The organism is Amycolatopsis sp. NPDC005003, assembly GCF_053600695.1.
On record NZ_JBSGAI010000014.1, the window covers coordinates 155,176 to 170,948 of the forward strand.

The 15,773-nt window shown below is 71.4% G+C and carries 17 protein-coding genes and 1 pseudogene; 7 read left to right on the forward strand and 11 right to left on the reverse strand.

Annotated features, from left to right (window positions below):
- Positions 1-31: 31 nt before the first annotated feature.
- A complete protein-coding gene (soxR, locus tag ACWED2_RS18615) occupies positions 32-514 on the forward strand; it encodes a redox-sensitive transcriptional activator SoxR (RefSeq protein WP_449691724.1) in 483 nt (160 codons plus the stop codon).
- 1 nt (position 515) lies between these two features.
- On the opposite strand, the gene ACWED2_RS18620 is transcribed toward soxR, so the two are convergent.
- The 4 genes from ACWED2_RS18620 to ACWED2_RS18635 form a co-directional block, all read right to left on the reverse strand.
- Positions 516-1,025: a mycothiol transferase gene (locus tag ACWED2_RS18620; protein ID WP_449691725.1), complete on the reverse strand. Its 510-nt coding sequence runs from the start codon at positions 1,023-1,025 to the stop codon at positions 516-518.
- A 73-nt stretch (positions 1,026-1,098) separates the two neighbouring features.
- Complete coding sequence (locus ACWED2_RS18625) at positions 1,099-1,695, reverse strand: hypothetical protein (RefSeq protein ID WP_449691726.1); 597 nt, start codon at positions 1,693-1,695, stop codon at positions 1,099-1,101.
- Positions 1,696-1,697: 2 nt separating this feature from the next.
- The gene (locus ACWED2_RS18630) at positions 1,698-2,399 is read right to left on the reverse strand and encodes a hypothetical protein (RefSeq protein ID WP_449691727.1); all 702 of its coding nucleotides are present in this window, start codon (positions 2,397-2,399) and stop codon (positions 1,698-1,700) included.
- A gap of 178 nt (positions 2,400-2,577) precedes the next feature.
- Positions 2,578-3,018 carry a DUF6314 family protein gene (locus tag ACWED2_RS18635; RefSeq protein ID WP_449691728.1) on the reverse strand — a complete coding sequence of 147 codons (441 nt, stop codon included), beginning with the start codon at positions 3,016-3,018 and terminating at the stop codon, positions 2,578-2,580.
- A 67-nt stretch (positions 3,019-3,085) separates the two neighbouring features.
- Here ACWED2_RS18635 and recQ point away from each other — a divergent pair, with 67 nt between their 5' ends.
- On the forward strand, positions 3,086-4,924 hold the full coding sequence (gene recQ, locus ACWED2_RS18640; RefSeq protein ID WP_449691729.1) for a DNA helicase RecQ: 1,839 nt from the start codon (positions 3,086-3,088) through the stop codon (positions 4,922-4,924).
- 4 nt (positions 4,925-4,928) lie between these two features.
- Here the strand turns inward: recQ and ACWED2_RS18645 are convergent, their stop codons facing one another.
- Complete coding sequence (locus ACWED2_RS18645; RefSeq protein ID WP_449691730.1) at positions 4,929-5,144, reverse strand: antitoxin; 216 nt, start codon at positions 5,142-5,144, stop codon at positions 4,929-4,931.
- Positions 5,145-5,305: 161 nt separating this feature from the next.
- Between ACWED2_RS18645 and add the strand changes: the two genes are divergently transcribed.
- Positions 5,306-6,280 (forward strand): adenosine deaminase, encoded by a 975-nt coding sequence (gene add / locus ACWED2_RS18650; RefSeq protein WP_449691731.1) that lies wholly within the window; start codon positions 5,306-5,308, stop codon positions 6,278-6,280.
- Here add and ACWED2_RS18655 read toward each other — a convergent pair.
- A complete protein-coding gene (locus tag ACWED2_RS18655; RefSeq protein WP_449691732.1) occupies positions 6,258-7,625 on the reverse strand; it encodes a vWA domain-containing protein in 1,368 nt (455 codons plus the stop codon). The genes add and ACWED2_RS18655 overlap by 23 nt on opposite strands.
- On the reverse strand, positions 7,622-8,503 hold the full coding sequence (locus tag ACWED2_RS18660) for an AAA family ATPase (protein ID WP_449691733.1): 882 nt from the start codon (positions 8,501-8,503) through the stop codon (positions 7,622-7,624). The genes ACWED2_RS18655 and ACWED2_RS18660 overlap by 4 nt, the downstream gene beginning before the upstream one ends.
- Before the next feature lie 63 nt (positions 8,504-8,566).
- On the opposite strand from ACWED2_RS18660, the gene mgrA reads away from it, so the two are divergent.
- Positions 8,567-9,595, forward strand: a complete 1,029-nt coding sequence (gene mgrA / locus ACWED2_RS18665; RefSeq protein ID WP_449691734.1) for an L-glyceraldehyde 3-phosphate reductase — start codon at positions 8,567-8,569, stop codon at positions 9,593-9,595.
- A gap of 109 nt (positions 9,596-9,704) precedes the next feature.
- Here the strand turns inward: mgrA and ACWED2_RS18670 are convergent.
- Positions 9,705-10,016 (reverse strand): annotated as a pseudogene (locus ACWED2_RS18670) (TetR/AcrR family transcriptional regulator C-terminal domain-containing protein); the annotation flags it as partial.
- A gap of 224 nt (positions 10,017-10,240) precedes the next feature.
- Between ACWED2_RS18670 and ACWED2_RS18675 the strand changes: the two are divergent.
- Positions 10,241-10,906, forward strand: coding sequence for a TetR/AcrR family transcriptional regulator (locus ACWED2_RS18675; protein WP_449691735.1), 666 nt, complete (start codon positions 10,241-10,243; stop codon positions 10,904-10,906).
- 14 nt (positions 10,907-10,920) lie between these two features.
- Entirely contained in the window at positions 10,921-11,790 is an 870-nt protein-coding gene (locus ACWED2_RS18680) for a TIGR03564 family F420-dependent LLM class oxidoreductase (protein ID WP_449691736.1), read from the forward strand.
- 59 nt (positions 11,791-11,849) lie between these two features.
- On the opposite strand, the gene ACWED2_RS18685 is transcribed toward ACWED2_RS18680, so the two are convergent.
- Positions 11,850-12,704, reverse strand: a complete 855-nt coding sequence (locus tag ACWED2_RS18685; protein WP_449691737.1) for an SDR family NAD(P)-dependent oxidoreductase — start codon at positions 12,702-12,704, stop codon at positions 11,850-11,852.
- A 282-nt stretch (positions 12,705-12,986) separates the two neighbouring features.
- Between ACWED2_RS18685 and ACWED2_RS18690 the strand changes: the two genes are divergently transcribed.
- Entirely contained in the window at positions 12,987-13,871 is an 885-nt protein-coding gene (locus tag ACWED2_RS18690) for a TRADD-N-associated membrane domain-containing protein (RefSeq protein ID WP_449691738.1), read from the forward strand.
- Between the two features lie 75 nt (positions 13,872-13,946).
- Here ACWED2_RS18690 and ACWED2_RS18695 read toward each other — a convergent pair whose 3' ends face one another.
- Together ACWED2_RS18695 and ACWED2_RS18700 are read right to left on the reverse strand one after the other, a co-directional pair.
- Positions 13,947-15,170: a PucR family transcriptional regulator gene (locus ACWED2_RS18695; RefSeq protein WP_449691739.1), complete on the reverse strand. Its 1,224-nt coding sequence runs from the start codon at positions 15,168-15,170 to the stop codon at positions 13,947-13,949.
- Between the two features lie 135 nt (positions 15,171-15,305).
- Positions 15,306-15,764 carry a (2Fe-2S)-binding protein gene (locus ACWED2_RS18700; RefSeq protein WP_449691740.1) on the reverse strand — a complete coding sequence of 153 codons (459 nt, stop codon included), beginning with the start codon at positions 15,762-15,764 and terminating at the stop codon, positions 15,306-15,308.
- Between the last annotated feature and the right edge of the window lie 9 nt (positions 15,765-15,773).

Below are 15,773 nucleotides of genomic sequence, written 5' to 3' on the forward strand. Positions count from 1 at the left end.
TCGAGCGCGCCGCTGTGGTTGGCTGTGGACCATGGTGAACGCCCCGGCCAGGCCGCTGCCCGACCTGACGGTCGGCGAACTCTCCCGGCGCAGCGGAGTCCCCGCGTCGGCCCTGCGCTTCTACGAGGACGAAGGGCTCATCCACAGCCGCCGCACCGCGGGCAACCAGCGGCGCTACCGGCGGGACACGCTGCGGCGGGTGACGTTCATCCGGATGTCCCAGCGGGTCGGGATGCCGCTGTCGAAGATCCGGGAGGTGCTCGGCCTGCTGTCCGACGACCGCACGCCCACCCGCACCGACTGGGCGCGGATCTCCCGCTGCTGGCAGGACGACCTCAACGCGCGGATCCGGCAGCTGGAACAGCTGCGTGACCAGCTGGACGACTGCATCGGCTGCGGCTGCATGTCCCTGGCCAAGTGCCGGCTCGCCAATCCCGGCGACCGGCTCGGCGCCGACGGCCCGGGGCCGCAGCGCCTCGCCGACCACCGGGCGGACTGCAGCGAGGCTTGTTGAGCTAGCCGCGCTTCAGCAGGCCGCGGACGTACATCGCCTGCCCGGCGTGCTGGGTGTCGTCGTCGAGGACGCTGATCAGGCGGACGCCCAGCGACACCGGCGGATCCCAGGCCTCGTCGACGATCCGGTCGAGGTCCTTCTCGCCGAGCCCCTCGAGGTACCGGACGGTCTGCTCGTGGACGGCGTCGTAATAGCCGGTGAGCAGGTCCGGTTCGTCGACGCGGACCGCCTCGACGTCGGCCGGCCGGTGGCCGTAGCCGGTGTCACCGGCCGGGAACGGGAGGCCGAACCGGGAAAGCCAGTCCTGGCCGGTCCACGCCTGCTCCGTCCCGGCCACGTCGGCGACGTGGTCGTCCTGGACCCGGGTCAGGTGCCAGACCAGCCAGGCGATCGAGTTGGCCTCGTCGGCCGGCCGGGTCCCGAGCTGCTCCGCGGTGAGCCCGGCGACCGCCGCGTGCACCGTGCCCTGGACCCGGCTGAACCCCTCGACGAGCAGATCGGCCACGTTCATCCGGCTGCCTCCCGTTTGCCGACACGTTCCCCGGCCGGACTACCCGATCATGCCCGCCGGCAAACGGCGTCCGCTACCGCGGCAGCAGCTGGTCGAAGAAGGAGCGGTAGCGGCGCAGCGCGATCCGCAGTTCCTCGGTGGCCGGTTCGCCCTGCTGCCACTGGGCTTCCAGCTCGCTCTTGTGCTCGGCGAAGGTGGTGGCCAGCGCGCTGATCACGGCGGCGACGAGCTCGTCGGCCTGCTGGACCGCCTGCTTCGGGTCGTCGACGAAGCCGGTCTGGACGTTCTGCCAGCGGTCGCGGAACCCGGTGACCTTCTCCTCGTCGATCAGCGGCGGCGTTTCGACGTCGCCACCCGAGGCAGCCGGCGTCTCGACGTCGCCACCCGAAGCGGCCGGCGTCTCCACGTCGCCACCGGATTCGGCGGGCGCTTCCACGTCGCCGCCCGACTCCTCGGGTGCGGTGGTGCCGTCGGCGTCGTGCTGCCCGGCCGAGGCCAGGTCGGCGGTGCTCAGGTTCTGGTCGCTGTCCGTGCCCGGCTCGCGGAAGTCGGCCCGGTCCTGACCGGGGACTTCGGTGGTGCTTTCGCCGGAGTAGGCCTCGCGGTCGCCCTCACGCCCGGTCAGGTCCCGGTCGTCCTCGGCGTCGTGCCGCGTCAGGTGATCGGTCATGGTCAACGTCCTCCGTTCGACTCGGTCCGCGGGGTCGCGGACGCCTGGCGCTCGGTCACGTGACGGTCGGTCTCGTGCCGGTCGGTGTCCCGCTCGGTGTCGCGGTCGCGCCCGCTGTGGTCGTGACCGTTCCGGCGCTCGTGGTGACCGTGGTCGTCGTGGTGCCGCTCGTCGTCGGCGCCGTCGGTGAGCAGGTCCTCGAACACGGTGCGGTAGCGCACCATCGCGTCCCGCAGGTCCTCAGTGGACGCTGCGTCGCGCTTCTGCTGCGTGGTGTGCGCGGCCCGGTAGTGCTCGAGGGTCTTGGCGTGCCGCACGGAAAGGTCGGCCAGCTGCTGCTCGTAGCCCTCGGTCGGGTACCCGCGTTCGGCCATCAGCGAGTTCAGCAGCTGCTCGGCTTCGCCGACCGCGGCGGACGGCTGGTCGACGAACTTTTCCTGGACCCGGGCCCATTCCCGGGCGTAGCGCTCGCGCGCCGACGCCGAAAGCGGCCGGATGTCGAGCTCCTTGTGCCGGCGTTCCCGCTCGGCGAGTTCGCGCTGCGCGGCACGAGGGCTGTCCTTCTCCGCGACCGCGCGGTCGTACTCCGGGCCGAACCGCTGCTGCAGCCGTTTTCGTTGCATCTCCTGCGTCACCAGCCAGATCACGGCGCCGAGCACCGCGACGGCCACGACGACGATCAAGACGATCAGCCATGTGGGCATCGCTCAAACTCCTTCAAGGATTCCAAGCCCCCGATGGGATCCGGGTTCCCGGATCGGCGCCGCGGAAAACGGGGCGAGGGCGCCTGGACCTCCGGATTCGGCCGTCCGGCGGCGTCGATACGGCCGGATGCCCTCGCCCGCTCGCGGGAGCTGTGACGCGGTGACGGTGCGTGGTCACCTACGGCTTCGTCTGACGGGCGAACCGGCTGATGATCACGTGGTCCTTGGCCGGCCCGCGCACCGCCCACTCCTGCCGCCACCGCGCGGCACCGGTCACGCGGAACTCGCCGCGGTAGAGATCGGCGCGGCAGGGGTGGTCCGCCGTCCAGTGGCCTGCGCGCAGGTCGAGGTCATGGAAGAAGCCGCCGTGGTCGAAGTGGACCGCCGCACGCCCGGGTCCCTCGAGGCGGTAGTGCAGCGTCCGGGTGACCGGCCCGACGTGGCCGCCGAGCCGCAGCTCGCCCTCTTCGTGGTAGACGAGAACGCCTTCGGCCTCCGCGAACGTGGCCGCGCCGGTCACCTCGCCCGCCGGGTCGCCGTCGGCCGTGCGGATTTCCCGGTCCAGGTGCCACCCGCCGCTGAAATACGCGACGAGATCGGGAACGGGCCAGTACTGCACCCGCCCATTCTGCCATCCGCGGCGGGGCGGGCCGGAACTGTCGGACCCCCGCTCTATAGTCGGGCGGGTGGCAGAGACCGAGCTCGCACCCGCGTCCGACGCGCTGGAGACCCTCCGGCGCGTGTTCGGCTACGACAGCTTCCGCGGCGATCAGGCGGCGATCGTCGAGCACGTGATCGCCGGCGGCGACGCGCTGGTGCTGATGCCCACCGGCGGCGGGAAGTCGTTGTGCTACCAGATTCCCGCGCTCGTGCGGCCCGGCGTGGGCGTGGTCGTCTCGCCGCTGATCGCCCTGATGCAGGACCAGGTCGACGCGCTGCGCAACGCCGGCGTCCGCGCGGGTTTCCTCAACTCCACCCAGGACTACGCGGCGCGGCAGGAGGTGGAGACGGCGTTCCTGAACGGCGAGCTCGACCTGCTGTACCTGGCGCCGGAGCGGCTTTCGGTCGAATCCACCGTGCGGCTGCTCGACCGCGGCAAGATCTCCCTGTTCGCGATCGACGAAGCACACTGCGTCGCCCAGTGGGGCCACGACTTCCGGCCCGACTACCTCCAGCTCTCCGCGCTGCACGAGCGGTGGCCGGAGGTGCCGCGGATCGCGCTGACGGCGACCGCGACCGAAGCGACGCACAAGGAGATTTCGGCGCGGTTGCGGCTCGACGAGGCCCGGCACTTCGTCGCGAGCTTCGACCGGCCGAACATCCAGTACCGGATCGTCGGCAAGAACTCGCCGCAGCGGCAGCTGCTGGAGCTGCTGCGCACCGAGCACGCCGGTGACGCGGGGATCGTCTACTGCCTGTCCCGGAACTCGGTGGAGAAGACCGCGGAGTTCCTGGTGCAGAACGGGATCCCGGCGGTGCCGTACCACGCGGGGCTCGACGCGCGCACCCGCGCGAAGCACCAGTCGCGGTTCCTGCGCGAGGACGGGCTGATCGTGGTCGCGACGATCGCGTTCGGGATGGGCATCGACAAACCGGACGTCCGGTTCGTCGCGCACCTCGACCTGCCGAAGTCGGTCGAGGGCTACTACCAGGAAACCGGCCGGGCCGGTCGCGACGGCCTGCCGTCCACCGCCTGGCTGGCGTACGGGCTGCAGGACGTCGTCCAGCAGCGCAAGATGATCGACACGTCCGAGGGCGACGAGGCGCACCGGCGGCGGCTGGGCGCGCACCTGAACGCGATGCTCGCGCTGTGCGAGACGGTCGAATGCCGCCGCGTGCAGATCCTCAACTACTTCGGGCAGCAGGCCGGCCCCTGCGGCAACTGCGACACGTGCCTGAACCCGCCGGAGAAGTGGGACGGCACGATCCCGGCGCAGAAGCTGCTGTCGACGGTCGTGCGGCTGCGCAACGAACGGCGCCAGAAGTTCGGCGCCGGCCAGATCATCGACATCCTGCTCGGCAAGTCCACGCCCAAGGTCACGCAGTTCCAGCACGACACGCTCAAGACGTTCGGCATCGGCACCGAACTGCGCGAGCCGGAGTGGCGGGCGGTCGTCCGCCAGCTGCTCGCCCAGGGCCTGCTCGCCGTCGAAGGCGACTACGGCTCGCTCGTGCTCACCGAAACCAGCGCCGAGGTGCTGGGCGGCGATCGCCAGGTGCTGCTGCGCCGCGAACCCGAGCGGGCGGCCGCCGCCGCGAAGGTGCGCAGCACGCGGAAGGCCGCCGCCGCAGTGGAGATGCCCGCGGAGGCGGCGCCGCTGTTCGAACGCCTGCGGGCCTGGCGGGCCGGCGTCGCGAAGGAACAGGGCGTGCCCGCCTACGTCGTCTTCCACGACGCGACCCTGCGCCAGATCGCCACGCAACGGCCGGCGTCGCTGGCGGATCTGGGCACGGTCAGCGGCGTCGGCGAGAACAAGCTCGCCAAGTACGGCGAAGGACTCCTGGAGGTCCTGACCGCGGAGTGAGGGGTTACCGGCCGGTGGCCGGCCCCGGGCGGCCCGGCTGCCCGGTCACCGAGTTGACCTTGCGCACCGCGCCGGCGATCTGGTGGTGGTACTTGCCCTTGGTCTTGTCGTCGACGAACTTCGCGGCCTTGCCGACGGCCTGGTTCACCTTTTCGGGGTTCTTCTTCGCGTAGGCACGAGCCGCGCCGGCAGCGCCGGCCAGCATGGTCAGCTTCTTCATCAGAGGCACGGTGGCCCTCCTTGTCGGTTGCGGTCATCCTGACAACGCGGACGAACCACCCGGAGGTTCCCCGTGTGACGTGGGCCAAAACCTGAGCCCGCCGCGGCCGGCCCCGGAAATTGCCGCGCGGGCCGCCGCCGGAGGGCCCTAGGCTCGTGATCATGCGCGACCTGGCCGCCCTGCCGAAGGCCCACCTGCACGTTCACCTGGAGAGCACGATCCGCCCGGCCACGCTGCGTGAGCTCGGCGAGGCGAACGGCGTCGACGTCCCGGGCGAGCCCCCGGTGTTCGACGGCTTCCGCGCCTTCGCCGACTACAACGCGCTCATCCGGTCCTGCCTCCGGCGCCCGGAAGACTTCGAACGCATCGCGCGGGAGTACTGCGAGGACGAAGCCGCCCAGGGCACCCGTTACGCCGAAGTCACCTTTACCGCGGCCTCGCACGGGGAACGGCTGGGCGACCTCGAAATGCCCCTCGCGTCCGTCCTGAAAGGACTGTCGCGGAGCACGGACCTGGAGTGGCGGCTGCTGCTCGACCACTCCCGGCGCCGGTCGGTCGAGCGCGCCGAGCGCACCCTCGACCTCGCGCTGAAGTACGACGAGGTCTTCGCGATCGGCATGGCGGGCGAGGAAAACCACTCACTGCGTCCGTTCGCGACGCTCTTCGAGAAGGCCCGTGCGGCCGGGATCCGACTGCTGCACCACACCGGCGAAGACGCCGGTCCCGACAGCATCCGCGAGGCCATCGAAGTGGGCCGGACGGAACGGCTCGGCCACGGCATCCGCGTCCTCGACGACCCCTCGCTGGTCGCGGAAGTGCGGGACCGCGGCCTGGCCCTGGAGGTGTGCCCGTCGTCGAACGTGACGCTCGGGCTGGTGCCGTCGCTGCCCGAGCACCCGCTCCCCCGCCTGCGCGACGCGGGCCTGACGGTCACGCTCAACACCGACGTCCCGTCGGTCACCGGCGCCGCGCTGGCCGAGGAGTACGCCCGGGTGCAAAGAGCCTTCGGCTACGACGACGCGACGATGGCGGACTTCGCCCGCGCGAGCGTCGAGGCGTCCTTCGCGCCCGAAGCGACCAAGGCACGGATCCTGCGCGGCATCGACGCCTGGCTCACACCGGCAGCAGGCGGGTGACCAGCGTGCCGAGCTGGTGCACCGTCCGGCACTCGTGCATCTCGACGACGTCGGCGTACTCCAGCGCCGCCGAGTCCCCCGTGGACCACAGCGACCGGCGCTCGGGGTTGAGCCAGTAGACGTGCCGGGCGCGGGCCTTGATCTCGCGGACCGCGTCGAGGTTGGGGTCGCCGCCGTTGGTGCGGGCGTCGCCGAGAATCAGCACCGACGTGCGGGGGCCGACCGCGTCCAGCCAGTTTTCGGTGAACTGGCGCAGGGAGCCGCCGTAGTCGCTGTGGCCGTCCCAGCGCACCAGCGCCGCTTCGGACAGCATGCGCGCGCCCAGGTGCTCGGGGTCCGCCGCGCCGGTGGTGACCAGGTGGGTGACTTCGTCGGCGCTGTCCACGAAGGCGAACACGCGGATCTTGCTGAACTGGTCGCGCAGCGCCTGCACCAGCAGCATGGTGAAGTTCGCGAACCCGGCCACCGACCCGGAAAGATCGCACAGCAGCACGATTTCCGGCCGCCCGGGGCGCCGGTGGCGGTAGGCCGGGCGCAGCGGCACGCCCCCGGTCGAGAGCGACCGCCGCAGCGTGCGGCGCAGGTCGATCTGCCCGCGCGTCATCCGGCGGCGGCGCGCGGCCAGGCGCGTCGCGAGCTTGCGGGACAACGGCTGGATGGTGCGGCGCAGTTCGGCGAGCTGGTTGCGGCTGGCGATGAGGAAGTCGACGCGGTCGGCCGCGGGCGCGATGGCGTGCTTCGCGACGCGTTCGCGGCCCCGGACCTCGGCCGCGCGGCGGCGCGCCTCCGTGCGGACCTGCCCGCGGAAGTCCTCGACGCGGCGGCGGATCTCGTCGCGGTCGAGCCGGTCGGTGAACTCGCCGCGGGCGCCGCCGCCGCGGACCGCGGCCAGCACGCGGGCGATCAGCGTCTGCGGCTGGAGCCGTTCGAGGGTCTGGTGGGCGGAGAAGCCGCCGCCCGGTCCGGACGCCGAGCCGTACTGGCCCAGCATGTCGACGGCCAGCCCGGCGAGCTGCGACAACGCCTGCTGGTCGCCGTCGGCGAGCGCGGCGGCCAGCTCTTCGCGCAGCTCCTCCAGCGTCGTCGGCTGGTCTTCGCGGGCCCGTTCGGGCGCGCCGATGCCCGCCGGGAAGTAGAGGTCGAAGGCGGCGTCGAACACCGCGCGCTGCCCGCCGCGGCGAACGAGGGCGGCCGCCAGGCCCTCGCGGACCAGCGAGCGGTCGTCCATGCCGAGGACTTCCAGCGCGGCGGCGGCGTCGACGGTCTCGGCGGGCCCGGCCGGGATGCCCTGGGCGCGCAGGGCCTTGACGAACGCCGCGAGCCGCTCCGGCACGCCGCCGGTCACGACGCGTCCAGGACCTGTTCGAGCTTCAGGCCGGCGCCCGCCTTGGCGATGTCGTCCTGGTGCTTGAGCACGACGCCGAGGCTCTCCCGCACGACCCGCTCGTCCAGCGTGGCCGCCCCGAGGGCGAGCAGGGTGCGCGCCCAGTCGATCGTCTCCGCGACCGACGGCAGCTTGCGCAGGTCCATCGCGCGCAGCGCGGCGATCACCCGGACGACGGAATCGGCGAGCGCCGCGTCGATGCCCGGGACCTTGAGCCGGACGATGTCGCGCTCGAGGTCTTCGTCGGGGAAGTCGATGTGCAGGAACAGGCATCGGCGGCGCAGCGCTTCGGACAGCTCGCGGGTGGCGTTGGACGTCAGCACGGCGAACGGCGCGCGCGTGGCGGTGATCGTGCCGAGCTCGGGCACGGTGACCTGGAAGTCGCCGAGCACCTCGAGCAGGAGGCCCTCGACCTCCATGTCGGCTTTGTCGGTCTCGTCGATGAGCAGCACGGTCGGCTCGTCCGACGAGATCGCGGTGAGCAGCGGGCGGCGCAGCAGGAACTCCTCGCCGAAGATGTCGGTGCGCGCGGCCTCCCACGTCTCGTCGCGGCCGGCGGTGATCCGCAGCAGCTGCTTCGCGTGGTTCCACTCGTAGAGCGCGCGGGCCTCGTCGATGCCCTCGTAGCACTGCAGGCGCACCAGCCGGGAGCCGCTGACCTGGGCGACGGCCTTGGCGAGCTCGGTCTTGCCGACCCCGGCGGGCCCCTCGACCAGCAGCGGCTTGCCGAGCCGGTCGGCCAGGAACACCGTGGTCGCCACCGCCGTCGAGGCCAGGTAGCCGGCCTCGGCCAGCTTGGCCGACACGTCGTCGACGGAGGTGAAGAATCCGGTGCCCACCACGTGCCTCCTAAGCGGTCGCTCACCAGGAGAGTACCCGAAGAACGGGTTAGCATCGGCCGCGTGACCTACGTTGCCGCTTCCGGCCGATACGAATCGATCCCCTACCGCCGTTGCGGGCGGTCCGGGCTGAAACTGCCCGCGATCTCGCTCGGGCTGTGGCACAACTTCGGCCACGACAAGCCGCTGGAAACCCAGCGCGCGATCACCCGCCGCGCCTTCGACCTGGGCATCACCCACTTCGACCTGGCCAACAACTACGGCCCGCCGTACGGCTCGGCGGAGGAGAACTTCGGCCGGCTGCTGGCCGGCGACTTCAAGCCGTACCGCGACGAGCTGGTGATCTCCACCAAGGCCGGCTACGACATGTGGCCCGGCCCGTACGGCGAGTGGGGCTCCCGCAAGTACCTGCTGTCCTCCCTGGACCAGTCGCTCGGGCGGCTGGGCCTGGACTACGTCGACATCTTCTACTCGCACCGCTTCGACCCCGAGACGCCGCTGGAGGAGACGGTCGGGGCGCTGGACGCCGCCGTCCGCGCCGGGAAGGCGCTCTACGTCGGGATCTCGTCCTACAACTCGGAGCGCACCGCCGAGGCCGCGCGGCTCCTGCGTGAGCTCGGCACGCCGCTGCTGATCCACCAGCCGTCGTACTCGATGCTCAACCGCTGGATCGAGGAGGACGGCCTGCTCGACACCCTGGAAGAAGCGGGCGCCGGCTGCATCGCGTTCTCCCCGCTGGCGCAGGGCCTGCTGACCGACCGGTACCTGAAGGGCGTCCCGTCGGACTCGCGCGCGGCCCAGGGCAAGTCCCTCGACCCGGACACCCTCGACGAGAACCGGCTGGGCCGGGTGCGCGCGCTCAACGACATCGCCGGCCGGCGCGGGCAGACGCTGGCGCAGCTCGCGCTGGCCTGGGCGCTGCGCGACCACCGGGTGACGTCGGTGCTGATCGGGGCGAGCAGCGTCGGGCAGCTCGAGGACAACGTCGGCGCGCTGGGCAACCTGGAGTTCTCGTCCGAGGAGCTGACCGAGATCGACGGCCACGCGACCGACGCGGACATCAACCTCTGGAAGCGTTCGTCGGACTCCTGAGCCCTGAACCGAGCCCGGCCCGCGGGGGCGCCCCCCGTTTTCCACTCTACCGGTGAGCACCGACAATTCCGGCGGTTCAGGGAGCTTGCCCGGCACCATGGCGACCCGGTCATGCTCGGTGGGCGCCGGGAGCCTGCGCGGGTGATCGACTCGATCCCGCCGGACCGAACGCCTGCAGGAAGGTGTCGACGGCGGCGCTCGTCACGGCGCGCAGCTCGGTGGTGGGGACGCGGCGGGTGCCGAGCCGGGCGCGCTTGTCGATCGGGCCGGACAGCAGGGCCACGAACTGCTCCGCCGCCAGCAGCGGGTCCGGCGTGTGCAGGTGACCGGCGACGGCGAGGCGGGCGAGCCGATCGGCGAGGGCGCCGGTGACGCGGTCGGCCGTTCGCGTGTGGACGATGTCGAGCAGGTCGGGGAACTGGTTGAGCTCCGCTCGATGATCGGGCTGAGGATGGGGGAGACGTGTCGGGGTGGCCGTCGCGGATGGTGTCGAGGCAGCCGTGCACGGCCGGGCCGAACGCGCGCAGCCGCATCAGGTCGCCGGTGACGAGGTTGGCGCCGATGGTCGGGCCCCTTCGCATGAGCCGCGACAGTCGCCCGGCCCGACGTTTGACCAAATGAGAAATCTGGTCATACGATGTCGGCGTGCCTCCTGCCGAAGACCGGGCCGAACGGGCCGAGCGCATCCTCGACGCCGCCGCCGAACTGCTCCTGCGTGCCGGGTACCGGCGGACGACGATCGAGGACGTCGCCGAGCGGGCCGTCGTCGGCAAGGGGACCGTCTACCTGCACTGGAAGAACCGCGAGGAGCTGTTCCTCGCGGTTCTCCTCCGCGAATCCGTCCGGGCCCTCGAAGACCTCGTCGCGGCCCTGGCGGCCGATCCGCTGTCCACGCGACTTTCGCGGCTGACCGAAATCCAGTACGCCAACGTCCTGCGGCGCCCGTTGCTGCGGGCCGGTTACGCCGACGACGCCGAGACGCTCGGCAAGCTGCTGCCGAAGCTGCACGGCAAGCTCGACCCCCGGCACGCGGAATCGTTCGTCGAGTACCTCGAGCTGCTGGCCGCGAACGACCTGCTGCGCACCGACCGGCCGGTCCGCGAACTCGTCGTCGCCTTCCAAGCCGTGCTGCACGGCTTCCTCGGCCGCACACCCCCGCCCGAACCCGCCCTGATCGCCGACGTCGTCGCGCACGCCTTCGAACCCCGCGCCGTTTCGACGAGGCAGCTGCGGGCGGTGGCTCCGCGGGCGCTGGCGCTGTTCACCGAAGCCGTCGCCCTCGACCGCAAGCAGCTCGAACGCGCGTACTGACCACTGGAGGCCCCATGCGCACCGGAATCCTGATCGACGAACTCGGCGTCGGCTTCGACGCCATGACGGCCCAAGCCCGCGAAGCGGCGAAGCTCGGGTACGGCACGCTCTGGGTGGCCCAGCGCGGCGGCTGGGACGCGCTCACGGCCCTGCCCGCGCTCACCGCGGCCGCACCCGGCCTCGGACTGGGCACGTGCGTCGTCCCGACGTACTCGCGGCACCCCATCACCATGGCCGCGCAGGCGCTGACGGTCCAGGCGGCGGCCGGGGCGCCCGTCCACCTCGGCCTCGGGCTGAGCCACCGGCACATCGTCGAGGACGAGTTCGGGTATTCGTACGACCGCCCGATCCGGCACCTGCGCGAGTACCTCCAGGCGCTGCACCCGTTGCTGCGCGGGGAAAAGGCGGACGTCCACGGCGAGTCGCTGACCGCCGCGGCCGGGCTCAACACCCCCGGCGCGCAGCGGCCCGCGGTGCTGCTCGGCTCGGTGAGCCCGCAGGCCACACGGCTGGCGGGCGAGCTGGCCGACGGCGTGATCACGACGTTCGCGGGCCCGCGGGCGATCGGCGAGTTCGTGGTGCCGACGCTCGGCCGCACGTCCCGCGTGGTCTCCGGCCAGCTGATCTGCGTGACGTCCGAAGTGGACGAACGCCGCACGTGGGTCGAGCAGACCTACGGCGGTGCGGCGAACATCCCGGCGTACCGGGCGATCCTCGACCGCGAAGGCCACGAGCGGGTGGCGGACACCGCGTTCGTCGGCGACGAGGAAACCGTGCGGCGCCAGGTGAAATCCCTCGAGGACGCGGGCGCGACGGAGCTGCTGGTGATGCCGTTCGGCTCGGCGGAGGAGCAGGCCCGCACCCGCGAGCTGCTGGCGGCCTGAGCCGCCTCCGGGCGACGTCCGACAACCCGGGCCCGCGGGGGCGCCCCCCGGTTTCCACGCTACCGGCCGGCACCGACAATTCCGGCGCCCTGGGCCTCCGCCGAGAGGTCCTGCCACTCGTCCCAGGTGGCGAGCCGGTCCGCGTAGGTCTGCTTGATCATCGGGTAGAAGCCCTGGCCGAAGAGGACGCGCAGGGGCGGGTTGGGCAAGTCGACGACCTTGAGGAGGGCCTGGGCGGCGGCCGCCGGGTCGCCGGCGGGCTGCTTGCCCGCGACCTCGGCGAGCCGGCGGCGGAGCCCGTCGTAGACCGGCTTGGTCTCGGCGACGTGGCCGTTGGCGAGGGGGTTCGGGTTCTTGCCTTCGCGGGTGGCGAAGCCGCCCGGCTCGACGATCGTGACCTTGACGCCGAAGTCGGCGACCTCCTTGGCCAGGGTTTCGCCCAGTGCTTCGATCGCCCACCGGGACGCCTGGTACGCCCCGCCGAGCGGCATCGCGATGAGCCCGGCGGCCGAGGACAGCTGGATGATGTGGCCCGAGCGCTGTTCGCGCAGGTAGGGCAGCGCGGCCTGGACGACCCACAGCGGGCCGAACACGTTGGTTTCCAGCTGCGCGCGCAGTTCGGCCTCGGTCAGCTCCTCGATGGCTCCGATCTGCGCGTAGCCGGCGTTGTTCACGACGATGTCCAGGCGGCCGAAGTGCTCCGCGGCCCGCTTCACGGTCTCGAAGACGGCGGCCTTGTCGGTCACGTCCATCTCGAGCGGGAGCACGGCGTCGCCGTAGGTGGCGACGAGCTCGTCGAAGCTCTCGGTGGACCGTGCGGTGGCGGCCACCCGGTCGCCGCGGCCGAGGGCGGCCTCGACGAAACGGCGGCCCAGGCCGCGCGACGAACCCGTGACGAACCAGACCTTGCTCATGGTGTTTCCCCGTTCTGCGTGTGGCATCCGATCGACCACAAGACACCGGGGGCCGGAAACCCGTGACAGCGCGCGCACGTGACGCCGGTCACTCGCGGAAAAGCTGCCACGCCCCAGCCGGACCGACCGCTCCGCTCACCTCCAAGCGTCGCCAATAGGCCGCACTCAAGAGAGGTAATCGCAGGTCAAGCATGTAACAGCCGCCGACCGACCGACGACTGATGGGCAACACGCGCGGCCGGACAACAGCCCGTGTCGCCGAGCAACCTCCGGAGGACCATCGTGAGCGCCTTGGTGACCGCCCTGCCGTGGCTGGGCACGCTGCTCGCCGGCTTCCTCGGTGCCGCCGCGAGTTTGTTCTCCAACTTCTCGCTCCGCAAGAACGAATCAAGACGGCGATCCGTCGAAAAGGAAATCGCTGCGACACTCGGCCTTCCACTGAACACCGAGCCTGCAGAAAAATCGGAAGGACGGGACACCGCCCCGGGTTCGGTTGATGCGCCGGATACGACCGGCGAAGCAGCTGAATCCCCCGATCGGGACGTCCGCACCGGCCGAGGCGAGATCGACGTCGCCAGTTCGCGAGCGACTTCGGAGATCGCCGACGTCGTGCGGCAACAGTCCGACGGTCACGCTCTGCTGGTGGTCAAGTACTACGCCCAAGGCCTCACCCAGGCTTCCGTCAGCTTCGCGTTGAGCATGACCTTCTCGGTGATCGGCTTCGGTTTGATCGCCATCGCCGTCATTCAGGGCATCGTCCACCCTGACCACGCTCTTCCGGCGGGAATCACCGCGGTCGCCGGCATCGTGAACCAGGGCGTCGCGTCTCTCTTCTTCCGGCGCGCGGACAAGGGCCGGGAACTCATGATGCAACTCATCGACAAGCTGCGGAAAGACCGCGAAAGCGAGATGCGATTCGTGGCCGGACTGACTCAGATCGAGCAGGCCCAAGCAGAAGGCCTCAAAGACGCGCTGCGAGCATCCGCCGCACTCGCGTTCACCGACTCGCCGATGAGCCTCGAGCACCTCGCAAACCTTGTCAACTCCGGCGCTCTCACCCGGAGTTCCAGCAACATCACGCAAGGGGCCGGAGGCAAAGTGCCCCACACCGGCACACAAGCAGTCAACGGGCAGCAGTCCAGCGACGACCACCTGACCACCTCTTAGCGGACACCTCACAACGAACGACAACCGCGATCGGCTTGGCCGGCCATTCGCTCGGCCACCCTCGCTCAGCGTGCGCTAACGCGGCGCCGGGAGGTGGGTCGCCTCCGGGAAGAGGTTCAACGCCCGCAGCGCCGCCCCCAGCTCCGCGATGTCCGCCGGGTTCGTCAGGGACCGGCCCAGTTCCTCCGTGATCCGCTTCAGGCGGTGGCGGATCGTGTTGGGGTGGCAGAACATCCGCTCCGACGTCAGCTTCGTCGAACCCTGGCAGTCGAACCACGCGCGCAGCGTCAGCAGGAGCACGTTGCGGTCGTCACCGGGCAGGTCGAGCACCGGCTGGAGGACGTGGTGGGCCAGCTGCACCGACGCCTCCGGCGCACTCGCCACCAGCCCGGCCAGCGGGGACTCGGTGAACTGCACCAGCCCCGGCGTCCCCGGCGTCATGCTCGACAGCGCCACCCGCGCCAGGTGGAGCGCGCGGGCCGTGTTGCCGAGGCCGGTGAACACCGGGCTCATCCCGACCCGGCCCACCGGGTGCTCGCGGACCAGGGAGACGATCGCCGAAGCCGCGGCCGGGTCGCGCAGGGAGACCACGCCGACCTGGAGGTCCGGCGTGAGCCGCCACGCCGACGCGTGCTGCAGCGTGCGCAGCCGGGCCTCGATCTGCGGTAGCGGTTCCTGGCCCAGCCGCGGGGTTTCCGCGGCCACCACCACGAACGTTCCGTCCAGGGACAGGTCGAGCACGCGCGCGATGTCCCACAACGTGCCCTCGGTCGCGGCCCCGCCGGCGAACAGCGCCTCCACCAGCGCCGAGCGCCGGTTCTGGTGCGCCACCATGACTTCCGCCGTCGTGTCGCGGTAGGCCGTCGTGAGGGCCTCGGCGAGGTCGTCGATCAGCGCCCAGATCGCCGTCGTCGCGGCGACCAGCCCGGCGAGGTCCTGCGCGCGGGCGGTCAGCTCGACGAACCGGTGCCAGACCTCGGTGAGCCCGAGCCGGTAGGCCCGCAGCAGCTCCGGCAGCGGCGCGCCCTGCAAGGCCCGGGCCCGGCCGGTCGCGCGGGCCTGGGACAGGTCCGGGACGTCGGAGCCGCGCAGCGTGCGCATCACGTGCTCGAGGTTCGCGCGCACCGAGTTCCGCAGCTCGGTGTGGGTGACGAACCGGGCGTCGGCGTAGACCGGCATTTCGGCGCGGATCTGCCGCACGGTGCTCTCGACCAGTTCCGGCAGCTTCCGCTCGACCTCGGCGGCGAGGACGGCGACGCGCGGCGCGCGCTCGTCGGACAGAAGCGCCTGGTACGGCATGGTGGCCTCCGGTCCCCGACCTCCTCGTCGAGGCCCGAGACCGACATCTAACCCGAACGGGAGCGCCACGTTCGGGTGAACTTGCTACAAGAACCGCGGATGCGGAGGTTCTTTTGTGGAACCGCCGCATCCGCGTCAGGCCAGTTTGGCGGCCGCGCTCTTGATCGCCTCCCGGATCCGGAAGTAGGTGCCGCAGCGGCAGACGTTCTCGATCGCGTCGATCTCGGCGTCCGTCGGGTTCTTCGTCTTCTTCAGCAGCGCGACCGCCGCCATGATCTGGCCGGGCTGGCAGTAGCCGCACTGGGCGACGTCCTGCTCGAGCCAGGCTTCCTGGACCGGGTGCAGCTCGTCGCCGTCGGCCAGCCCCTCGATCGTGGTGACCTCGCGCCCGGCGCATTCCGAAACCGGCGTGACGCACGGGTTGAACGCCTCGCCGTCGAGGTGGCTGGTGCAGGCCTTGCAGACGTTGATGCCGCAGCCGTACTTCGGCCCGCGGACCTTGAGCTTGTCGCGCAGCGCCCACAGCATCGGCAGGTCGGCGGGCGCGTCGACGGTGACGGTCTTCCCGTTCACCACGAAGGTGTAGTTCGGCACGGCGGCTCT